Source organism: Pseudomonas sp. MF6751 (genome assembly GCF_016613265.1).
Lineage (GTDB): Bacteria > Pseudomonadota > Gammaproteobacteria > Pseudomonadales > Pseudomonadaceae > Aquipseudomonas > Aquipseudomonas fluorescens_BV.
Genome location: NZ_JAENSV010000026.1, coordinates 1 through 19,323 on the forward strand (window position 1 = coordinate 1; position 19,323 = coordinate 19,323).

Below are 19,323 nucleotides of genomic sequence, written 5' to 3' on the forward strand. Positions count from 1 at the left end.
ATCGGCGCTTGGGTGAAAGGAGGAGGGGCGAAATCTCCCACGGTCTGTACTGCGTCAACAGTCAGAATCGGGCTTTGTCCCTTCTCCTCCCTTCAAGTCCTAGCATACAAGCGGGCTTGCTCGCGAATGCTCTGTATCAGCTAGCACAGGCATAGACTGACCCACCGCTTTCGCGGGCAAGCCCGCTCCCACATTTTTTACCGTACCAGGTTTTAGTAGCCCAACGACAACCCCGTATTGCGTCGCGGGTCATTGGCCCCATAGAAGCGGTTGTTACCCACCGGCTTGCCATCCAGAGCAGGCGCACCGACCAGGATCGCCGCCAAATGATTGGCATCTTGCGGACCGGCAAACTTATGGCCCCAGCTCTCGAGAATCTTCTGGGTATCCGGGCTCACGGCAAACGTTTCAAGGTTAGTGGTCTCAGGCATCCACTGCTGGTGGAAGCGCGGCGCGTCCACGGCTTCCTGGATATTCATCTTGTAGTCGATGACATTCAGGATGGTCAGCAAGGTCGCAGTGATGATGCGACTGCCACCCGGTGTACCGACGACCATCACCGCCTTGCCGTCCTTGGTGACGATGGTCGGGCTCATCGACGACAGCGGCGCCTTGCCCGGTGCGATGGCGTTGGCTTCGCCCTGCACCAGCCCGTACATGTTCGGCACGCCGACCTTGACGGTGAAGTCGTCCATTTCATCGTTGAGAATCACCCCGGTCTTGCTCGCCATCACCCCGGCACCAAACCAGTCGTTGAGGGTATAGGTCACCGAGACCGCGTTGCCCCATTTGTCGACGATGGAATAGTGGGTGGTGTTATTGCCTTCATGGGGCGATACACCCGGTTTGATTGCCTGGGAATCACCGGCCTTTTGCGGTTCGATCGCCGCACGTAGCTTGGCCGCGTAGTTCTTGTCCAGCAGGTGCTCGATGGGGTTCTTCACGAAGTCCGGGTCACCGAGATAGCTGTTGCGGTCCACGTAGGCGTGGCGCATCGCTTCGATCTGGTAGTGCAGGCCCTGGGCCGAGTGATAGCCCAGGTCGGCCATCGGGTAGCCTTCGAGGATGTTCATGATCTGGCAGATCACCACACCGCCGGAGCTGGGTGGCGGCGCCGAGACCACATGGTAGCCACGGTAGTCGCACTCGATGGGGGCCAGTTCGCGAGTTTTGTAGGCGTCGAGGTCGGCCTGGGTGATGATGCCTTTGCCGGCCTGGCTGGAATCCACTACCGCCTTGGCGACCCAGCCTTTATAGAAACCGTCGGTGCCCTTGGCCGAGATTTCCTTGAGGGTCTTGGCCAGGTCCTTCTGCACCAGCTTTTGGCCTACCTGCATCGGCTCGCCGTTATGCAGAAAGATGCCACGCATATCCTGGTCTTTTTCGAACTCACCGGTGGCGGTGTGCAACAGGTCGATATCGCCCTGCTCCAGCGCAAAGCCGTTTTCCGCCAGCTTGATCGCCGGGGCAATCACTTGGGCGCGCTTGAGGGTGCCGTATTTGCTCAGGGCCAGCTCCATGCCGGACACCGTGCCCGGTACGCCGACCGCCAAATGGCCTTTGGCGCTGAGGCCCTCGACCACATTGCCGGCCTTGTCGAGGTACATATCGGCCGTCGCCGCCAACGGGGCTTTTTCGCGGAAGTCGAGGAAGGTCTTGCGCCCGTCCGCCAGTTGCACCGTCATGAAACCGCCACCGCCCAGGTTGCCCGCCGCCGGGTACACCACCGCCAGTGCGTAACCCACTGCCACCGCCGCATCGACCGCGTTGCCGCCGGCCTTGAGCACGTCGACACCCACATGGGTTGCCAGGTGCTGGGCCGTGACCACCATGCCATTTTCACCCGCAACCGGAGCTTGGGAAGCTGCGTGCACCCCGTTGACCGTTAATACCAGCGCGGTAGCAATCAAGGTGTGACTCAAGGGTTGGTATTTCATCCATGGCTACTCTGATTATTGAGATGCACCAAAATAGCCCCTCGCTGATTCAATCCCCAGCGCAATGGCGTTTTTATTACAGAACTTGTCGGTCATGGAACGCACACCGCTGTGCAAGGCGGCAATCAGCTCTGGCCTATAAAATTAATGGCGCTAGAATCGGCGCCATTCTTTCGCCGCCGCCCTGATACGAGCCTGTCCATGAGCTTTGATTTCGACACGATCCACCCACGCTTCGATACCGGCAGTACCAAGTGGAGCCGTTACCCGCAAGATGTTCTGCCGATGTGGATCGCCGATATGGACATCGCCGCGCCGCCCGCCATTTTGCGCGCCCTGCACGCGCGCCTGGACCAGCAGATTCTAGGCTACAGCGTGGCCGGTCCGGACGTGCGCGACGCCATCGTCGCTGACCTGTGGGCCAAGTACGCCTGGCGCGTGCAGCCCGAAGAACTGTTGTTCCTGCCCGGCGTCGAGCCTGGTTTCAATATGGCCCTGCACGCATTCGTCCAGCCCGGCCAGGCGGTGGTGCTGCAAACCCCCAACTATCGGCCGATTCGCCTGGCGCCGGGTAACTGGAACCTGCCACGCATCGAAATGCCGTTCGAGTTGATCAACGGCGAATACGTCACGCCTATGCCTGCGATGCGCCAGGCATTGAGCGGTGCCGGTGCGTTGCTGCTGAGTAATCCGCACAACCCCATCGGCAAGGTATTTCCCCGGGAGGAACTGACGGCGGTAGCCAATGCCTGCCTGGAGGCAGGCGCGCTGATCATCAGCGACGAGATCCACGCCGAGTTGTGCTTCGACGGCCGTCGCCACATCCCCACCGCCAGCCTCTGCCCCGAGATTGCCCAGCGCACCATCACCCTGATGTCGGCGAGCAAGGCCTATAACGTGGCCGGCTTGAAGACCTGCTTTGCGGTGGTCCAGAACGCCGAAGTGCGCGAGCGCTTCAATAACGCGCGCTGCGGCATGGTCGACAGCGTCAGCCCCCTGGGGCTGGAAGCCACACGTGCCGCCTACAGCGAATGCGCCGACTGGCTCAGCGCGCTGGTGCCGTACCTGCAAGCCAACCGCGACTACTTGCTCGATGCAGTAAAGACCCGCCTGCCTGGCGTAGTGATGCTCGCGCCTCAAGGCACCTTCCTGGCGTGGCTCGATTGCAGCGCTCTTGGCCTGGATGACCCGCAGCAGTTCTTCCTTGAGCAGGCCAAAGTCGGCCTGAGCGCGGGGATCGAATTCGGTGATGACAGCCAAGAGTTCGTGCGCCTGAACTTCGGTTGCCCACGGGCGATGCTGGAGGAAGGTATACAGCGCATGGAACGTGCCTTGCGCCAGCGCTAACCTGCCCGGCGAGGCATTCGTGGGAGGGGCAGGCATCCCCTCCCACATTATTCATTCACAACTTGGCGATGGACACTTCAGTCGATTTCACGAAGGCAATCACTTCACTGCCCACCTTCAATTCCAGATCACGCACCGAACGTGTGGTAATCACCGACGTCACAATGCCAGACGCGGTTTGCACGTCGATTTCCGACACCACTTCCCCCAATAGAATCTCCTTGATCACGCCTTTGAACTGGTTGCGCACGTTGATCGCTTTGATGGTCATGTCGGCTTTCCTTTTGGCTGTTGGGTCAATCCGCACGAATGCGCAGGCCCTCAAAATGCGCTGCCGGACAAAATATTAAAAGGAATAAATACCTATTTATTTATTCGATAACGCTATATGAAAAACTATGCGTCATGCCCAGCCCACCGCGCAATTTATGTGTCGCAGCGACCTATGACCGCACATCTTGTGCGTTGACCAGATTTGTTACACCCCATATAGTGTGCCCACAAACAGATCAGACCACTACATAGTGTGCAGCGCCGGTATTTACCGACCACACTACGCGCAGTATTTCAATGCCTTGTAGCCTGCAAAAACATTTATTTTTCGAGTACCAGGAAGGAGTATTTCCATGCTGAGTTGGGATGAAGTCGACAACGAAGACACCGGTGCAGCGGTGATCAAAGGCGCCAACGCCGGCCACGCCACCGAAGCCAACATGGACCGCCTCGACGGTGCCGGCGCCGCTGCCGCCGTGGAAGCCCGCGCCGTCACCGCCAACGACTCCGCCGCCATCGTGCGCGCCAAGGCCGCCCTGGACAAACTCGACGTCGCCGAAGGCCTCGCCGAACTCGAAGGCGCCTCCGCCCGCGTCGCCGTTGACGAAAAGCGCATGATCAACTGCCGCGCCGACCTCAACCAACTCGTGCCTTTCAAGTACGACTGGGCCTGGCAGAAGTACCTCGACGGCTGCGCCAACCACTGGATGCCGCAAGAGGTCAACATGACCGCCGACATCGCTCTGTGGAAAAACCCCGAAGGCCTGACCGACGACGAACGCCGTATCGTCATGCGCAACCTGGGCTTCTTCTCCACCGCCGACTCCCTGGTAGCCAACAACCTGGTGCTGGCCGTGTACCGCCTGATCACCAACCCGGAGTGCCGCCAGTACATCCTGCGCCAGGCCTTCGAAGAAGCGATCCACACCCACGCCTACCAGTACTGCATCGAATCGCTGGCCATGGATGAAGGCGAGATCTTCAACATGTACCACGAGATTCCATCGGTCGCCAAAAAGGCCGCCTGGGGCCTCAAATACACCCGCTCGATCTCCGATCCGAAGTTCGAAACCGGCACCGTCGACACCGACAAAGAACTGCTGCGCAACCTGGTCGCCTACTACTGCGTGCTGGAAGGCATCTTCTTCTACTGCGGCTTCACCCAGATCCTGTCCATGGGCCGCCGCAACAAAATGACCGGCGTGGCCGAGCAGTTCCAGTACATCCTGCGCGATGAGTCGATGCACCTGAACTTCGGTATCGACGTGATCAACCAGATCAAAATCGAAAACCCACACCTGTGGGACGCCGAGATGAAGGAAGAAGCGACCCAGATGATCCTGCAAGGGACGCAGCTGGAGATCGAATATGCGCGGGATACCATGCCTCGTGGGGTGTTGGGCATGAATGCGGCGATGATGGAAGACTATCTGAAGTTCATCGCAAACCGTCGCCTGTCGCAGATCGGCTTGAAGGAAGAGTACCCAGGCACGACTAACCCGTTCCCGTGGATGAGCGAGATCATGGACTTGAAGAAAGAGAAGAACTTCTTCGAGACCCGTGTGATCGAGTACCAGACCGGCGGCGCGCTGAGCTGGGACTGAATCAACACGAACCAATAAATGTGGGAGCGGGCTTGCCCGCGATAGCGCTGTATCAGTCACGGATGTACCCACTGACACACAGCTATCGCGGGCAAGCCCGCTCCCACATTGGCTATTGGTGATCCATAGACTTTGCAAGCAAGCCTTTATGCCCAACCAAACCATCAAAACCCCTTGCGTCGGCCTGTGCTCCACCGTCTACGGTGACCTGGTCTGTCGGGGCTGCAAGCGCTATCACCACGAGGTGATCCAGTGGAATGGCTATAACGCCGAGGAAAAACAGGCGGTGTGGCTGCGTCTGGAACAACTGCTGGTACAGGTAATGGCCAGCAAGCTGGAAGTGTTCGACCCGCACTGCCTGCGACAGCAGCTGGAAGCGCGCAAGATTCGTTTTATGCCGCACCAGTCGCCGTATTGCTGGGCATACCAGTTGATTGCGCGGGGTGCGCGGGTGATTTCCAGGCTGGATGCCTATGGTTTGACGCTGTTACCGGAGTTTCGTGAACGCCACCTGGCAGATTTGCGCGATGCGATAGATCGAGAGTTCTTTTTGCTGTCCGAGGCTCATTACGAACGCTATATCGCCCCGGTTTTCTTGAAAGAGTCATTCGGGCCGGCGCTGATTGCCACGCGCTGACCCAAATCGCAAACACTGCGGGAACGCGGTACAACGCTGGACCTGTGGCGAGGGAGCTTGCTCCCGTGACGGCCCTGACAGCCGACGATGATCCAACTCACGCTCCGCGATCCAAAGTAGATAAGCGTCGACTATCAGGCCGTCATCGCAGGCAAGCCAGCTCCCACAGTTGGATGCCGGGGCTTCAGGTAGATAGGGATCGGCTGTCGTCATCACAGGCAAGCCAGTTCCCACCCAATTGTGTTTAAAATGCCGCCCGCCCGATGACTGACGCTTAACGATGAACCCAGACGCACTCGCTACCCTGCACGCCCACTTGCTCACTGCCCTGGCTGACGCGCCCGCGGAAACCCGGCGCCTGTTCCATGGCCGTGGCCGTTGCTGGCCGGGCCTGGAACAACTGACGGTGGACTGGCTGCAAGGGGTGGTGCTGGTTGCTTTGTTCAAAGAAACCGAGCACCTGGATGCCCTGAAGCACACGCTGTTGCAGATCGAGTGGAGCCGTTTCGGCGTGCACACCGTGGCCCTGCAACACCGCTACCTGCCGCAAAGCACCACCGAATGGCTGGTGGGCGACGCCATCGACGAACTGACCATCACCGAGGGCGGCCTGCGCTACCTGATCGACCTGGGTAAAAAACAGAACAGCGGGCTGTTCCTCGACATGCGTTACGGGCGCAACTGGGTGCGCGAACAGGCCCAGGGCCAGCGTGTGCTGAATTTGTTTGCCTATACCTGCGGTTTTTCCGTGGCCGCCATCGAAGGCGGCGCCGACCATGTGGTGAACCTGGACATGGCCCGTGGGGCCCTCAGCCGTGGCCGCGACAACCATCGCCTGAATGGGCACGACCTGAGCCGGGTGAGTTTCCTGGGCCACGACCTGTTCAAGTCCTGGGCCAAGGTGACGAACAACGGCCCTTACGACCTGGTGATCATCGACCCGCCCTCCTTCCAGAAAGGCAGTTCCCTGCTGACCAAGGATTACCAGCGCGTGCTGCGCCGCCTGCCAGACTTGCTCAGTGCCCACGGCACCGTGCTGGCATGCATGAACGATCCGGCCTTCGGCGAGGACTTCCTGATCGACGGCGTGACCCGCGAAGCACCGGGCCTGCGGTTTGTACAGCGGCTGGAAAACCCACCGGAATTTCCTGACATTGACCCGCAGAGTGGGCTGAAGGCCCTGGTGTTCCGTCAGGGTTGATGCCGAAACAGCCTACGCTTGCTACGCTAACGGATACGCCGGGCGGTGAACCTTATCCTCCCCTTCCCGGTCGATACCTGCATTCCCTGGCCAGACTCGACGGCGCTACGTTGTCGGCTGCCCCGTTTGACCTTTTGGAGAACCGCCCGTGATATCGACCCTGCATGTAGCCAGACTCAAAGCCTGGGGCGCCCACGGCTTTACCGCCACCGGTGTGGTACTGGCCTTTTTGGCCACCCTGGCGCTGCTGGAAAACTCCCCCAAGGCGTGCCTGCTGTGGCTGGGCCTGGCACTGGTGGTGGATGGCGTCGACGGCTCGCTGGCGCGACGGGTGAATGTCAGCACGGTGCTGCCCAGCTTTGACGGCTCGGTGCTGGACCTGGTGATCGACTACCTCACCTACGTGTTCATTCCTGCACTGTTTATCTACCGCTACATCGACCTGCCTGATTTCACCCACCTGTTTGCGGTGTCGGTGATTCTGGTGTCGTCGCTGTTCTGCTTTTGCAACGTGAACATGAAGAGCAAGGACAACTACTTCGTCGGCTTCCCTGCCGCCTGGAACGTCGTTGCCCTGTGCGTCTATATCATCCAGCCGGATGCGTGGGTCACCTTGCTGACCGTGATCGGCCTGGCGCTGTTGACCGTCACGCCGATGAAGTTCCTGCACCCGTTCCGGGTCAAGCGCTTCATGCCGATCAACATCGCGGTGACCACCATCTGGCTGCTGTGCAGCTTCCTGATGGTGGTGGATTACCCGAACACCAACCCTTGGACATTTGGCTTATGGTCGCTGATGTCGGCCTACTTCCTGGGTATCTGCATCTGGCGCACGGCCTTGGAATGGCTGGGCGCGCACAAATAACCAGGCGGGCTCGGTAAAAAATGTGGGAGGGGGCCTGCCCCCTCCCACATTTGAGTCACATCGCAGTAAGATGCTGGCCTTCTGCGGCCCTCCAACAATAAGCCCTGCCCATGCCCTTCGAACTCAGCGTAGACCTCACCACCCTGGCCATCCTGGCCGTTGTCGCTTTTATCGCCGGTTTTATCGACGCCATCGCCGGCGGTGGCGGTTTGTTGACCACGCCCGCCCTGCTCACCGCTGGTATGCCGCCGCACCTGGTGCTGGGCACCAACAAGCTCAGTTCCACCTTTGGCTCGGCCACCGCCAGTTTTACCTTCTACCGCCGCAAGCTGTTCCACCCACGCCAATGGGTGCACGCCATCGTCGGTACCTTGATCGGTGCACTGACCGGCGCGGTCGTCGCCCATTACTTGCCTGCCGAAACCCTGAACAAGATGCTCCCGGTGATCGTCTTCGCCTGCGGTGTGTACCTGCTGTTCGGTGGCACGCCCAAGGCGCCACTGGACGCCGAGGCACCGATCAAAAAGAAATGGCAAGCCACCCAGGGCTTTGGCCTGGGCTTTTACGATGGCGTGGCCGGGCCCGGCACGGGGGCGTTCTGGACGGTCAGCACGATGCTGCTGCACCCCATCGACCTGGTGAAGGCCAGCGGCGTAGCGCGCAGCATGAACTTCGTCAGCAACGCGGCGGCGCTGACGGTGTTTATCATCAATGGTTCGGTGGACTGGATTGTCGGCCTGGCGATGGGGGTGTCGGTGATGTGTGGCGCGTTCTTTGGCGCACGCAGCGCGATCAGCGGCGGCGCCAAATTCATTCGCCCGGTGTTTATCACCGTGGTCCTGGGCCTGACCGTGCGCCTAGCCTGGCAGCACTGGTTCAGCGTGGCCTAAACGGCGGGCCACGTAGAGGTCGATGAGGTAACGCGCAATCGAGCGTGACGCCGGCAACGGCGGCAGCTCGTGGATATTGAACCACTGCGCGTCCTCGATCTCGTCGGCCTGGGGCACGATATCGCCCCCGGCGTATTCGGCGTGAAAGCCCAGCATCATTGAGTGAGGGAACGGCCAGCATTGGCTGCCCATGTACTGGATGTTCTTGACCTCCAACTGCACCTCTTCACGCACTTCACGGATCAGGCAGTCTTCGGCGGACTCCCCCGGCTCGGCAAAACCGGCCAGGGTGCTGTAGACCCCCGTCACAAAACGCGGCGAACGCGCCAGCAGGATGTCATCGCCACGGGTCACCAGCACAATCATGCTCGGTGAGATCCGGGGGTAGCTGCGCAGGTCGCAGGCCTGGCAATACATCGCCCGCTCCCTCGGCACCTGTACCATCGCCTGGCCACAACTGCCACAAAAACGGTGCTCCCGCGCCCAGGTACCGATCTGCGCGGCGTAGCCCAGCACCTTGTACAGGGTGTGATCACCTTGCAGCATAAAGCCGCGCAAGCCCTGCCAACTGCACCCTGGCACCTCTGCCGGCGCGTTGAGCTCCAACAGGTACACCGGCTCGCCATCGAGATGGCCGATGCCGTGTTCGGCAAACACCGACAGGTCCTGGCGCTTGAGCCATTCGCGCGGGAACAGCGGGCCATTGGTATCGTGTAAAAAGCCTTCGCGGCTGCGGGCAACCGCCCAGCCGCCGGGGGCGTCGTTGTCCAGCAGCGTTGTGGTAATCCAGCCTGGGGTCATGTCAGTCAATCCACGAATTCGGGTTTCTGCTTACTCATATGGGCCGCGATGGCCACGCGCAGGTCGTTGGATTGCAACATAGCCGAGTTCCAGGTGGCAACGTATTCCAGGCCGTCATTGACTGTGTGGTCACGCATGTAGCTGATCATGGCCTTGGTGCCGGTCACGGCAATCGGCGACTTGGCGGCGATTTGATGGGCCAGGTCCATGACACCCACCAGCAGGCTTTCATGATCGGCAAACACGCGATTGACCAGGCCGATGCTGCGCGCTTCTTCGGCGCCGAATTGACGACCGGTGTAGGCCAGCTCTCGCAGCATGCCATCGCCGATAATGCGCGGCAGGCGTTGCAAGGTGCCGACATCGGCGGCCATGCCGATGTCGATTTCCTTGATCGAGAATTGCGCGTCTTCGGCCGCGTAGCGCATGTCGCACGCGCTGATCAGGTCGATGGCACCGCCAATGCAGTAGCCCTGGATCGCCGCCAGCACGGGCTTGCGGCAAGCGTCCACGGCGTTGAACGAGGCTTGCAGCTCGAGAATCTTGCGGCGCAGCAGGCGCGCATTGCGACCCACGTCCTTGCCAAAGTCATTGGCGATCGAGGCCAGCATCATCAGGTCGATGCCCGAGGAAAAATGCTTGCCCGCACCGCTGAGCACCACGGCACGCACGGCGTCGGTCTCGTCGACCCATTGGAAGATGTCGATGATTTCGGTCCAGAACGCCGCGTTCATGGCGTTGATCTTTTCCGGGCGATTGATCTGCACATGGGCAACGTTGCCGCTGAGTTCGACAACGAAGGCTTGGTATTCGGACATGGCAGTGATCCCTGACTGGCGATTGAGAAAGGCCAGACTATATCAAGGGTGCGCCACGGCGCATCGGCCAAAAACGGGACCGACCACGGTGAGGGAAAAGACGCTGGATAAAACCCGATGCACAGGCCATCCTTTGCGCTTTAAGCCGCGCTGTGCGCGGCGCTCGACGTTTTAAGGAAATGCCATGCACGCCCAACCCCTCGCTCCCGCCGATTTCGAATTCATTGACGCCACCTTGCTCAAATACGGCGAAGACCACTCGGTGCTGAACATGGCCGAACTCGACGGTTATTTCACCGCCCTGGTTTCCAGCCCGGCCAAGGTGGATGTGGCCGAGTGGTTCCCGGCGATCTGGGGCGGGCAAAACCCTGAATGGGACAACATGGACGAGGCCCAGGCTTTTCTCGAGCTGTGTGTACGCCATATGAATACCCTGGCCGCGCAATTGGCCACTGACTCCCAGGCATTCAAAGCCCGTTTCGATGAAACCGAACATCAAGGCCAGGCGGTGACCCTTGCCGAGGAATGGTGCTTTGGTTATGTGCGCGGCGTGACAATCGCCAACTGGCCGCCATTGCCCGCTGCACAAGCTGGGCAACTGGAGCGGATTTCCTGCTGCGCCGAACAGGACAATTTCGAACTGCCGGCAGACCTGGATGTAAACGCCCATCAACTGCAGGTCAGCGAAATCGAACCGGCTGCGCGGGCGCTGCACGACTACTGGTTGAGCCAGCGTTAAGGCAGTAGGAGCGCATGCCAATAAATCACGCAGATCACCCACTCACTCGACAAGCATGGCGTGTTTGCCTGATGATTCGGGTCCGCACGTCGGCCACTCCACGCCACCTTGCCTTGACCAGGAGCCTTGTACCTTGAGTTCGCAGAAAACCGTGACCGTTACACCGCCCAACTTCCCCCTCACTGGCAAGGTCGCGCCCCCCGGCTCCAAATCCATTACCAACCGTGCGCTGTTGCTGGCGGCACTGGCCAAGGGCACCAGCCGTTTGAGCGGTGCGCTCAAAAGCGATGACACACGCCATATGTCGGTCGCCCTGCGGCAGATGGGCGTCACCATCGACGAGCCGGACGACACCACCTTTGTCGTCACCAGCCAAGGCTCGCTGCAATTGCCGGCCCAGCCGTTGTTCCTCGGCAACGCCGGCACCGCCATGCGCTTTCTCACGGCCGCCGTCGCCACCGTGCAAGGCACCGTGGTACTGGACGGTGACGAGTACATGCAAAAACGCCCGATCGGCCCGCTGCTGGCCACCCTGGGCCAGAACGGCATCCAGGTCGACAGCCCCACCGGTTGCCCACCGGTAACGGTGCACGGCGCGGGCAAGGTCCAGGCCAGGCGTTTTGAGATTGACGGAGGCTTGTCCAGCCAGTACGTATCGGCCCTGCTGATGCTGGCGGCGTGCGGCGAAGCGCCGATTGAAGTGGCGCTGACCGGCCAGGACATCGGCGCCCGTGGCTATGTGGACCTGACACTCGATTGCATGCGTGCGTTCGGTGCCCAGGTCGACGCCGTGGACGACACCACCTGGCGTGTCGCTCCCACTGGTTACACCGCACATGATTACCTGATCGAACCCGACGCTTCCGCCGCCACTTACCTGTGGGCCGCAGAGGTGCTGACCGGTGGCCGTATCGATATTGGTGTAGCCGCGCAGGACTTCACCCAGCCGGACGCCAAGGCCCAGGCCGTGATCGCACAATACCCGAACATGCAGGCCACGGTGGTAGGGTCGCAAATGCAGGATGCGATCCCGACCCTGGCGGTGCTCGCCGCATTCAACAATACCCCGGTGCGCTTTACTGAACTGGCGAACCTGCGCGTCAAGGAATGTGACCGCGTGCAGGCGCTGCACGATGGCCTCAACGAAATTCGCCCGGGCCTGGCGACCATCGAAGGTGATGACCTGCTGGTCGCCAGCGACCCCGCTTTGGCTGGCACCGCCTGCACCGCACTGATCGACACCCACGCCGACCATCGCATCGCCATGTGCTTTGCCCTGGCCGGGCTGAAAGTCTCGGGCATTCGCATCCAAGACCCGGATTGCGTAGCCAAGACCTACCCTGACTACTGGAAAGCGCTGGCCAGCCTGGGCGTTCACTTAAGCTACTGACACACAAACCTGTAGGAGCGCGCTTGCTCGCGAAAAACGTTAACCAAAACGCGTGTTTGCTGAATGAATGCGGCGCCTGTGAGTTTTTCGCGAGCAAGCTCGCTCCTACAACTGAACCTTGCCGGGAGCGTCAATGACCCTTCGCCAACCCTGCCCACCCGGCGCCTGTGTCTGCAACCGTGAACAACTGCTGGAAGCCCCCGGCGCTGATCTGCGCATTCTGCAACTGACGCGACAGCAGGAAAAAATCCTGCTGGAGCGCCTGGAAAACCTCAAGAGCCTGCAAGACCTCGAACACCTGCAACAGCGGATGTACGACCAACTGGGCATCCGCGTACACATCGCGCCAGGGCATACCGAGGTCAAGAGCATGCGCGGGATCCAGATCGTCATCGACGAACTGCCGGGCATGTGCCGCAAGACCCGCCAGTCGATCCCCGCCTCCATTCGCCGTGGCCTGGAGAAAAACCCAGAGATTGCCTACCGCTTGCTCGACGCCCACGACCTGTTTCGCGACGCTTGAATTATCCCGCGATGGCCTCACGCTCAAACAACCCCTGCCCCACGGTCCGGGCCTTGTGCAAATGCGCCTGGGCCGTGCCACTTTCCGAGTCCAACAACAACTCGGAAGTGAGTACCCGCGCCCCGCAATAATCAAAGATGCCGTAGTCGATCTGGGTCTTCATGGCCTTGGCATAACCGTGTCGATCGAAGGCGCTTTCGTCAGCCGCCCCCAGGGCCAGCACATGTACGTGCAAATGCCTGAGTTTCTTCTGCACCGGTGTATCGGGGCCGTAATCAATCGCCCAGCCATTGACGAATACGCGGTCGACCCAACCCTTGAGCAACGCTGGCATTGACCACCAGTAGATGGGGAACGCCAGCACCAGCGCGTCGGCGCGATCTATGCGGGCCTGTTCGGCCACCACGTCGGCTGGCGGCGTCGCCCGAGTACGGTGCACCCGATGGTCGGCGACGGTGTAGCGTGGATCGAACCCTTCAGCGGCAAGGTCGGCTATTTCAAAGGTGTGGCCAGAGGCGGTCAAGCCCGCGCCCACCTCGGCGGCCACGCTGTGGGTGAGGGATTGCGGGTCGTGATGAGCAACGACGATCAGTGCGTGCATGACTTTGACTCCGTTTCGGCTTAATCTACTTTTAGTAAGTTACGTCGAATAAGTTACTTTTGGTATATAAGCATGTCAAGCAATGAATCCCCGGCCCCACGTCGTCGTTTGTCCCGTGAAGATCGCCTGCGCCAGTTACTCGACGTGGCCTGGCAATTAGTGCGTGACGAAGGCACCGACGCCTTGACCCTGGGCCGCCTCGCCGAGCTGGCGGGCGTCACCAAACCAGTGGTGTACGACCACTTCGCTACACGCGCGGGTTTGCTGGCCGCGCTGTATGCAGACTTCGACGAACGCCAGGACCAGGTGTTTGCCAATGCCATCGCCACCAGCAACGCGACCCTTGAGGAGCGTGCGTGGGTCATCGCGTCGTCGTATGTCGATTGTGTGTTGTTGCAAGGGCGGGAAATACCCGGGGTGATTGCCGCCTTGAGCGGTTCGCCGGAGTTGGAAGCATCCAAGCGCGAATACGAGGCGATCTTTCTCGATAAATGCCGAGACGCGCTGTCGCCCTTCACCGTCGGCGGCAGCATCTCCCAGGCCGGCCTGCGCGCCATGCTCGGCGCGGCGGAAGCCCTGTCCCATGCGGCGGCCAATGGCGAGATCAGCCGCGAGGAAGCTCAGCAGGAGCTGCTGGAGACTATCCTCGGGATGGTCATGCGCGTCAGGCCGTAGGCAGACGGCCCTGGACGAACAGTTGCGCCTTGCGCGTCAACTGGTCCAGGTGCCGATCACGCTGTTTCTCTGCGTCGACCATGGCGCGCTTGCCGTGTTTTTGCAGCAGGTAGGTGTGAATCTGCCGCACTTCCAGCGAGCTGTAGATTGAGGCCACATCCAACACGCCCATCAACCCATCGGTGCCGTAGTTGCGGGTGTTCATCACGACCTGGGTGCCACGCGCACCGCGCACCTGGAAGCCCATGGCTTCGAACACCGCAACCTTCTCTACCGCACAGGCCAGTTCGGCGTGGGGATAACGCGCCAACACTTCGTCCATCATGCTGCGTGCCACACCCTGGCGACGAAAGCCCGCCTGCACCGCCATAAACGCGATGCCACACGCGTGCGGATCATTCTTCACCGGCAGATACAGGCAAAAACCCACCACCGTCTCGTCTTCCATCGCCACGACCAACTCGACGGCGATGCCCTTTTCGCCATTCAACGCCTCAAGGTACAGGTGCACCTCAAACCCGATGGCGTACTGGTAGATGCTGTAGAGCAGGTTGCTCGGTGCCAGCGCCACGCTGCTGATGTCGGTGAGGTTGTCCACCACCATCTGCAGGATCTGGCTGTTGATCGGTTCGGGGCACGGCGTGGTGTAGCGGGTAAGGCTGAACATGCAAATTCCTGGGGTTTCGCGTCAAGGCAGCGGCGATTGTACCTGTTGCGCGCCGCTCATGGCCCGCACACCTCGCGCAAACATGCGCGCAGCCAGCGATGGGCCAGGTCGGCGTCCTGCCGCGGGTGCCACAGCATCGCCACGGTAAATGGCGGCAATGTCACCGGCAGCTCAAAGCAGTACAAGCCTCGAGGCGGCACTGTGATATAGCGCTCAGGCACGCTGGCGATCAGGTCGGTATCACGCGCCAGGGCGATGGCCGTGTTGAAACCGGCGACCACGATGCCGACCTGCCGAACCAGACCTTGCGCCTCAAGGGCCTCGTCGATCTGGCCACGGTCCTGCCCACGCCGCGACACGTAGACATGCTGTCCCTGGGCGAAACACGCTGCGCTAAGAGGGCCGCGGCTCAGAGCATGGCCCTCACGCACCACGCCCACCAGGCGGTCACGGAACAGCGCCTGGGTCAGCACCTCCGGGCTGGCGCCGGCATCGACCACACCGGTTTCCAAGTCGACGACACCGTCGCGCAGCAGCGCACTGTGCTTGTCGCTCTTGTGCACGAAACGCAAGCGCACCCCTGGGGCGTCCTGGGCGATACGCGCCAGCAAGGCGGGGCCGAAGCGTTCGACGAACTCCTCGCTGGTGCGCAGGGTGAAGGTGCGCACCACCTCACCCAAGTCCAGGGTGTTTGCCGGGCGCAATACGGCGTGGGCGTCCTGCACCAATTGGCTGACCTGTTCACGCAATTGCAACGCCCGGGGCGTCGGTACCAGGCCGCGCCCGGCACGTACCAGCAGCGGATCGCCAGTGGCTGCACGCAAACGCGCCAGGGCCCGGCTCATGGCCGAAGGGCTCAGGCGCAGGCGCTGGGCGGCGCGAGCGACGCTGCCTTCGGCAAGCAATACGTCCAGGGTGATGAGTAAATTGAGGTCGGGCATGGGGGCTCCTTATCAGGCGTTGGATGCAGCTATAACCTGCAACCCATGCGTCTTCCGCCATCTTAGGCGACACCGTAGATTTGCGACAGGTGCATTCACTCAAGGAAACGCGCATGCAAACCTCCACACGCGGCGGCCTGGTGGCCTTGTCGCTGTCCATGTTGCTGGCCGCCCTGGGCACCAGCATCGCGAATGTCGGCCTGCCCAGCTTGGCGCACGCCTTCGGGGCATCGTTTCAGGCCGTGCAGTGGGTGGTGCTCGCCTACCTGCTGGCCATCACCGCCGTGATTGTCAGCGCCGGGCGCCTGGGCGACCGTCTGGGGCGCCGGCGCTTGCTGCTGGCCGGGTTGCTGGTGTTTGCCCTGGCCTGCGCCGGGTGTGCCGCCGCGCCAACCCTGTTCTGGCTGATCGGCGCACGGGCATTCCAGGGCCTGGGCGCGGCGATCATGATGGCGATGACCCTGGGCATGGTCGGTGACACGGTCACGAAAGCGAATACCGGCCGAGTCATGGGCCTGCTTGGCACCATGTCGGCACTCGGCACAGCCATGGGGCCGAGTGTCGGCGGAGTATTGCTCAGCCTGTGGAGCTGGCGCGCGCTCTTTCTGATCGGCTTGCCCTTGGCGGGTGTGGCTGCCGCCCTCGCCTACCGTTATTTGCCGGTGGACGCTCACCGCCGCGACGCTTGGCCAGGCGATACATTCTGGGCGCTCCTGCGCGATGCGCCGTTGCGCGCCGGCCTGGTCATGAGTGTTCTGGTGTCGGCGGTGATCATGGCCACGTTTGTGGTGGGCCCGTTTTACCTGTCCCGTGGCCTGGGCCTCGATCCCGCCTCGATGGGCTTGGCCATGGCCGTCGGGCCAACGGTCGCAGCGGTTACCGGTGTACCGGCGGGTTACCTGACCGATCGCCTCGGCAGCCAACGCCTGACCTTCGTGGGACTGAGCGTGATGCTGTGCGGGGCCTTGTTGCTGTCGCAGGCGTCCGGGCTTGGCGTTTATCTCGCGGCGCTGATCGTGTTGACAGCCGGCTACAGCCTGTTCCAGGCGGCCAACAACACGGCGGTAATGAGCGATGTACAGGCGACACGCCGAGGCACAGTGTCCGGCCTGCTGAATCTGTCGCGTAACCTGGGCCTGATTTTCGGCGCATCGGCCCTCGGCGCGGTGTTCGCCCACACCACCCCGGATGTCAGCCATGCAGCGCCCCAGGCGGTGGCAGCCGGCTTGCACGCGACCTTCGCCATGGCGGCAGGTTTGCTGTTACTGGCTGTGCTGATCGCCTGGAGACGCGCACATTCCCTGGCCAGCGCGAAGCAGACAAACGTTGACAAGCTAAAATCGTAACGACTATTGTCTGACAACCTGATCACCAAGGTTTTCCCATGCTTGAGCTCCAGCGCCCCGATTCGCTTGTCGTACGGGTTGTCAGCGCCATTCGCGCAGAAATCGAATCCGGCCAACTGGCCCCGGAGTCGCGCCTGCCGACCGAACAGCAACTGGCCGAACAACTCAACGTCAGCCGTTCCGTGGTGCGTGAAGCTATTGCCCAGCTCAAGGCCGACGGTGTGCTCACCGCCCGCCGGGGGCTGGGCTCGTTTATTTCGCAGACCCCTGCAGGCACGGTGTTTCGGTTTCCGCAGCCCAATGGTCGGCGACCTGACCTGGCGCAAATGTTCGAAGTGCGCTTGTGGATCGAAACCCAGGCCGCTTCGATTGCCGCCCAGCGCCGCGACAGCGCCGACCTGCAGCGCATGAAAAGCGCGTTGCAGGCCATGCAGGACAACCGCGACGACTTTGAAGCCGCAGCCCTGGCCGATGTGGAATTCCACCGCGCCATTGCCGACGCCAGCAAGAATGACTACTTCGTGGCCTTCCATGACTTCCTCAGGAGCCAGTTGGCCAGTGCGCGTAAAACCGCGTGGGAAAACTCGGCCTCGCGCTTTGCCACCGGTTCGGCCGACGCGACCCAGGAACATCAACAGCTCTACCAGGCCATTGCCGACGGCGACGCCCAGCGCGCCGCCGCCAGTGCCGAGGCGCACCTGCGTGCCGCGGCGCGACGCCTGCAACTGGAATTACCCACCACGAATTGATCCACCTTGTTTGCAGCGTGTCCGTGGACACGCCATTTTTTTAACAAAACATTAGTCTGACAACCTGATAAGCAGACTGAAATGTACAGCCTAGGTACCCAGCAATGATTCATGACTTTTGCATTATCGGCGGCGGCATTGTCGGCCTGGCCACCGCCATGGAGCTGCTCAAGCGCCAACCCGGCGCGTCGCTGGTAATCCTGGAAAAAGAGTCGGTACTGGCCAGGCACCAGACCGGCCACAACAGCGGCGTGATCCATGCCGGCATCTACTACGCACCCGGCAGCCTCAAGGCCGATTTGTGCAAGCGCGGCGCCGAAGCCACCAAGCAGTTCTGCCGCGAACACGGGATCAAATTCGAGGTGTGCGGCAAGCTGCTGGTGGCCTCAAGCCCGCTTGAAATGCAACGCATGGAAGCGCTGTACGCCCGTGCCCAGCTCAATGGCATGCAGGTTGAGCGCCTTAATGCCGAACAACTGCGCCAGCGTGAACCGAACATCGTCGGCCTCGGCGGCTTGTTTCTCGATGCCACCGGGATTGTCGATTACCGCCAGGTGTGCGAGACCATGGCCCAGGTGATTCGTCGCAACGGTGGGCAGATCTGCCTGGAACGCACCGTCACTGCCATCCACGAAAACACCGATACGGTCACCGTCAACACCGAGGGCGAGACCTGGCAGGCCCGCCACCTGGTGGTGTGCGCCGGCTTGCAGTCGGACCGCCTGGCACGCCTGGCCGGCATCCGTATCGACCATCAGATCATCCCGTTTCGTGGCGAATACTTCCGCCTGCCCGCCGCCAAGAACAACATCGTCAACCATCTGATCTACCCGATCCCCGACCCGGAGCTGCCCTTCCTCGGGGTGCACCTGACCCGCATGATCGACGGCAGCGTCACCGTCGGCCCGAATGCCGTGCTGGGCCTGGGCCGCGAGAACTACCGCAAGTTTTCGGTGAACTGGCGCGACGTGGCGCAGTACGCCAGCTTCCCGGGTTTCTGGAAAACCCTCTGGCAAAACCTCGGTTCGGGCACCACCGAGATGAAGAACTCCTTGTTCAAGTCCGGCTACCTGGAGCAGTGCCGCAAGTACTGTCCGTCCCTGACCCTCGATGACCTGCTGCCCTACGAGGCCGGTATCCGTGCCCAGGCAGTGATGCGCGACGGCAGCCTGGTGCACGACTTTCTGTTCGCCCAAACCTCACGAATGCTGCATGTGTGCAATGCGCCCTCGCCGGCCGCCACCTCGGCCATGCCCATCGGCGCGATGATCGCCGACCGCTTGTTCCACCCCCAGTAAGACCGCACCGCCCGTTCACCC

At 61.4% G+C, this 19,323-nt stretch carries 20 protein-coding genes; 13 read left to right on the forward strand and 7 right to left on the reverse strand.

The genetic code is table 11. The features are described from left to right. Positions 1-212: 212 nt before the first annotated feature. Positions 213-1,937: a gamma-glutamyltransferase gene (ggt, locus tag JJD66_RS19300; RefSeq protein WP_197901220.1), complete on the reverse strand. Its 1,725-nt coding sequence runs from the start codon at positions 1,935-1,937 to the stop codon at positions 213-215. Between the two features lie 201 nt (positions 1,938-2,138). On the opposite strand from ggt, the gene JJD66_RS19305 reads away from it, so the two are divergent. Further along, the gene (locus JJD66_RS19305; protein ID WP_200648790.1) at positions 2,139-3,284 is read left to right on the forward strand and encodes a MalY/PatB family protein; all 1,146 of its coding nucleotides are present in this window, start codon (positions 2,139-2,141) and stop codon (positions 3,282-3,284) included. Positions 3,285-3,339: 55 nt separating this feature from the next. Here JJD66_RS19305 and JJD66_RS19310 read toward each other — a convergent pair whose 3' ends face one another. After that, entirely contained in the window at positions 3,340-3,555 is a 216-nt protein-coding gene (locus JJD66_RS19310; RefSeq protein WP_003173733.1) for a TOBE domain-containing protein, read from the reverse strand. A gap of 355 nt (positions 3,556-3,910) precedes the next feature. Between JJD66_RS19310 and JJD66_RS19315 the strand changes: the two genes are divergently transcribed. The 5 genes from JJD66_RS19315 to JJD66_RS19335 all read left to right on the forward strand — a co-directional run bounded on the left by JJD66_RS19315 (position 3,911) and on the right by JJD66_RS19335 (position 8,754). Next, positions 3,911-5,161, forward strand: coding sequence for a ribonucleotide-diphosphate reductase subunit beta (locus tag JJD66_RS19315; RefSeq protein WP_032892020.1), 1,251 nt, complete (start codon positions 3,911-3,913; stop codon positions 5,159-5,161). Positions 5,162-5,309: 148 nt separating this feature from the next. Continuing rightward, positions 5,310-5,798: a DUF1289 domain-containing protein gene (locus tag JJD66_RS19320; RefSeq protein ID WP_054895944.1), complete on the forward strand. Its 489-nt coding sequence runs from the start codon at positions 5,310-5,312 to the stop codon at positions 5,796-5,798. Positions 5,799-6,078: 280 nt separating this feature from the next. Next, complete coding sequence (locus JJD66_RS19325) at positions 6,079-6,999, forward strand: class I SAM-dependent methyltransferase (RefSeq protein ID WP_200648791.1); 921 nt, start codon at positions 6,079-6,081, stop codon at positions 6,997-6,999. 148 nt (positions 7,000-7,147) lie between these two features. Further along, a complete protein-coding gene (gene pcsA / locus JJD66_RS19330) occupies positions 7,148-7,864 on the forward strand; it encodes a phosphatidylcholine synthase (protein ID WP_073525045.1) in 717 nt (238 codons plus the stop codon). Between the two features lie 110 nt (positions 7,865-7,974). Next, positions 7,975-8,754 (forward strand): TSUP family transporter, encoded by a 780-nt coding sequence (locus JJD66_RS19335; protein ID WP_003191011.1) that lies wholly within the window; start codon positions 7,975-7,977, stop codon positions 8,752-8,754. Here JJD66_RS19335 and nudC read toward each other — a convergent pair. Beyond that, positions 8,722-9,555 carry an NAD(+) diphosphatase gene (gene nudC, locus JJD66_RS19340; RefSeq protein ID WP_198715223.1) on the reverse strand — a complete coding sequence of 278 codons (834 nt, stop codon included), beginning with the start codon at positions 9,553-9,555 and terminating at the stop codon, positions 8,722-8,724. The two genes, JJD66_RS19335 and nudC, sit on opposite strands and share 33 nt — an antisense overlap. Positions 9,556-9,560: 5 nt before the next feature. Continuing rightward, on the reverse strand, positions 9,561-10,373 hold the full coding sequence (locus tag JJD66_RS19345; RefSeq protein ID WP_198715224.1) for a crotonase/enoyl-CoA hydratase family protein: 813 nt from the start codon (positions 10,371-10,373) through the stop codon (positions 9,561-9,563). A gap of 184 nt (positions 10,374-10,557) precedes the next feature. Here JJD66_RS19345 and JJD66_RS19350 point away from each other — a divergent pair, with 184 nt between their 5' ends. From JJD66_RS19350 to JJD66_RS19360, 3 genes are all read left to right on the forward strand, one after another. Beyond that, entirely contained in the window at positions 10,558-11,112 is a 555-nt protein-coding gene (locus JJD66_RS19350; RefSeq protein WP_200648792.1) for a UPF0149 family protein, read from the forward strand. A 133-nt stretch (positions 11,113-11,245) separates the two neighbouring features. After that, positions 11,246-12,502: a 3-phosphoshikimate 1-carboxyvinyltransferase gene (gene aroA, locus JJD66_RS19355; RefSeq protein ID WP_200648793.1), complete on the forward strand. Its 1,257-nt coding sequence runs from the start codon at positions 11,246-11,248 to the stop codon at positions 12,500-12,502. A 133-nt stretch (positions 12,503-12,635) separates the two neighbouring features. Continuing rightward, complete coding sequence (locus JJD66_RS19360) at positions 12,636-13,025, forward strand: hypothetical protein (RefSeq protein ID WP_034127625.1); 390 nt, start codon at positions 12,636-12,638, stop codon at positions 13,023-13,025. A 1-nt stretch (position 13,026) separates the two neighbouring features. On the opposite strand, the gene JJD66_RS19365 is transcribed toward JJD66_RS19360, so the two are convergent. After that, complete coding sequence (locus JJD66_RS19365; RefSeq protein ID WP_200648794.1) at positions 13,027-13,626, reverse strand: NAD(P)H-dependent oxidoreductase; 600 nt, start codon at positions 13,624-13,626, stop codon at positions 13,027-13,029. Between the two features lie 72 nt (positions 13,627-13,698). Between JJD66_RS19365 and JJD66_RS19370 the strand changes: the two genes are divergently transcribed. Further along, on the forward strand, positions 13,699-14,301 hold the full coding sequence (locus JJD66_RS19370; RefSeq protein WP_200648795.1) for a TetR/AcrR family transcriptional regulator: 603 nt from the start codon (positions 13,699-13,701) through the stop codon (positions 14,299-14,301). On the opposite strand, the gene JJD66_RS19375 is transcribed toward JJD66_RS19370, so the two are convergent. Next, positions 14,291-14,968: a GNAT family N-acetyltransferase gene (locus tag JJD66_RS19375; RefSeq protein WP_198715226.1), complete on the reverse strand. Its 678-nt coding sequence runs from the start codon at positions 14,966-14,968 to the stop codon at positions 14,291-14,293. The two genes, JJD66_RS19370 and JJD66_RS19375, sit on opposite strands and share 11 nt — an antisense overlap. Before the next feature lie 56 nt (positions 14,969-15,024). Beyond that, positions 15,025-15,909, reverse strand: a complete 885-nt coding sequence (locus tag JJD66_RS19380) for a LysR family transcriptional regulator (protein WP_200648796.1) — start codon at positions 15,907-15,909, stop codon at positions 15,025-15,027. 113 nt (positions 15,910-16,022) lie between these two features. Here JJD66_RS19380 and JJD66_RS19385 point away from each other — a divergent pair, with 113 nt between their 5' ends. The 3 genes from JJD66_RS19385 (at position 16,023) to lhgO (ending at position 19,302) form a co-directional block, all read left to right on the forward strand. After that, positions 16,023-17,255, forward strand: coding sequence for an MFS transporter (locus JJD66_RS19385; RefSeq protein ID WP_200648797.1), 1,233 nt, complete (start codon positions 16,023-16,025; stop codon positions 17,253-17,255). A gap of 38 nt (positions 17,256-17,293) precedes the next feature. Further along, the gene (locus tag JJD66_RS19390; protein WP_019816878.1) at positions 17,294-18,004 is read left to right on the forward strand and encodes a FadR/GntR family transcriptional regulator; all 711 of its coding nucleotides are present in this window, start codon (positions 17,294-17,296) and stop codon (positions 18,002-18,004) included. 104 nt (positions 18,005-18,108) lie between these two features. Further along, positions 18,109-19,302 carry an L-2-hydroxyglutarate oxidase gene (gene lhgO / locus JJD66_RS19395; protein WP_054898702.1) on the forward strand — a complete coding sequence of 398 codons (1,194 nt, stop codon included), beginning with the start codon at positions 18,109-18,111 and terminating at the stop codon, positions 19,300-19,302. The last annotated feature ends 21 nt before the right edge of the window (positions 19,303-19,323 follow it).

Excerpts from the sequence above, each read along its gene's own strand:
- JJD66_RS19380 (WP_200648796.1), bottom strand. The coding sequence starts at position 15,909 with ATGCCCGACCTCAATTTACTCATCACCCTGGACGTATTGCTTGCCGAA.
- JJD66_RS19385 (WP_200648797.1), top strand. The coding sequence starts at position 16,023 with ATGCAAACCTCCACACGCGGCGGCCTGGTGGCCTTGTCGCTGTCCATG.
- nudC (WP_198715223.1), bottom strand. The coding sequence starts at position 9,555 with ATGACCCCAGGCTGGATTACCACAACGCTGCTGGACAACGACGCCCCC.
- JJD66_RS19390 (WP_019816878.1), top strand. The coding sequence starts at position 17,294 with ATGCTTGAGCTCCAGCGCCCCGATTCGCTTGTCGTACGGGTTGTCAGC.
- JJD66_RS19315 (WP_032892020.1), top strand. The coding sequence starts at position 3,911 with ATGCTGAGTTGGGATGAAGTCGACAACGAAGACACCGGTGCAGCGGTG.
- JJD66_RS19335 (WP_003191011.1), top strand. The coding sequence starts at position 7,975 with ATGCCCTTCGAACTCAGCGTAGACCTCACCACCCTGGCCATCCTGGCC.
- JJD66_RS19360 (WP_034127625.1), top strand. The coding sequence starts at position 12,636 with ATGACCCTTCGCCAACCCTGCCCACCCGGCGCCTGTGTCTGCAACCGT.
- JJD66_RS19345 (WP_198715224.1), bottom strand. The coding sequence starts at position 10,373 with ATGTCCGAATACCAAGCCTTCGTTGTCGAACTCAGCGGCAACGTTGCC.
- JJD66_RS19350 (WP_200648792.1), top strand. The coding sequence starts at position 10,558 with ATGCACGCCCAACCCCTCGCTCCCGCCGATTTCGAATTCATTGACGCC.
- JJD66_RS19370 (WP_200648795.1), top strand. The coding sequence starts at position 13,699 with ATGTCAAGCAATGAATCCCCGGCCCCACGTCGTCGTTTGTCCCGTGAA.
- JJD66_RS19325 (WP_200648791.1), top strand. The coding sequence starts at position 6,079 with ATGAACCCAGACGCACTCGCTACCCTGCACGCCCACTTGCTCACTGCC.
- JJD66_RS19310 (WP_003173733.1), bottom strand. The coding sequence starts at position 3,555 with ATGACCATCAAAGCGATCAACGTGCGCAACCAGTTCAAAGGCGTGATC.
- JJD66_RS19365 (WP_200648794.1), bottom strand. The coding sequence starts at position 13,626 with ATGCACGCACTGATCGTCGTTGCTCATCACGACCCGCAATCCCTCACC.
- ggt (WP_197901220.1), bottom strand. The coding sequence starts at position 1,937 with ATGAAATACCAACCCTTGAGTCACACCTTGATTGCTACCGCGCTGGTA.
- lhgO (WP_054898702.1), top strand. The coding sequence starts at position 18,109 with ATGATTCATGACTTTTGCATTATCGGCGGCGGCATTGTCGGCCTGGCC.
- JJD66_RS19320 (WP_054895944.1), top strand. The coding sequence starts at position 5,310 with ATGCCCAACCAAACCATCAAAACCCCTTGCGTCGGCCTGTGCTCCACC.
- JJD66_RS19375 (WP_198715226.1), bottom strand. The coding sequence starts at position 14,968 with ATGTTCAGCCTTACCCGCTACACCACGCCGTGCCCCGAACCGATCAAC.
- JJD66_RS19305 (WP_200648790.1), top strand. The coding sequence starts at position 2,139 with ATGAGCTTTGATTTCGACACGATCCACCCACGCTTCGATACCGGCAGT.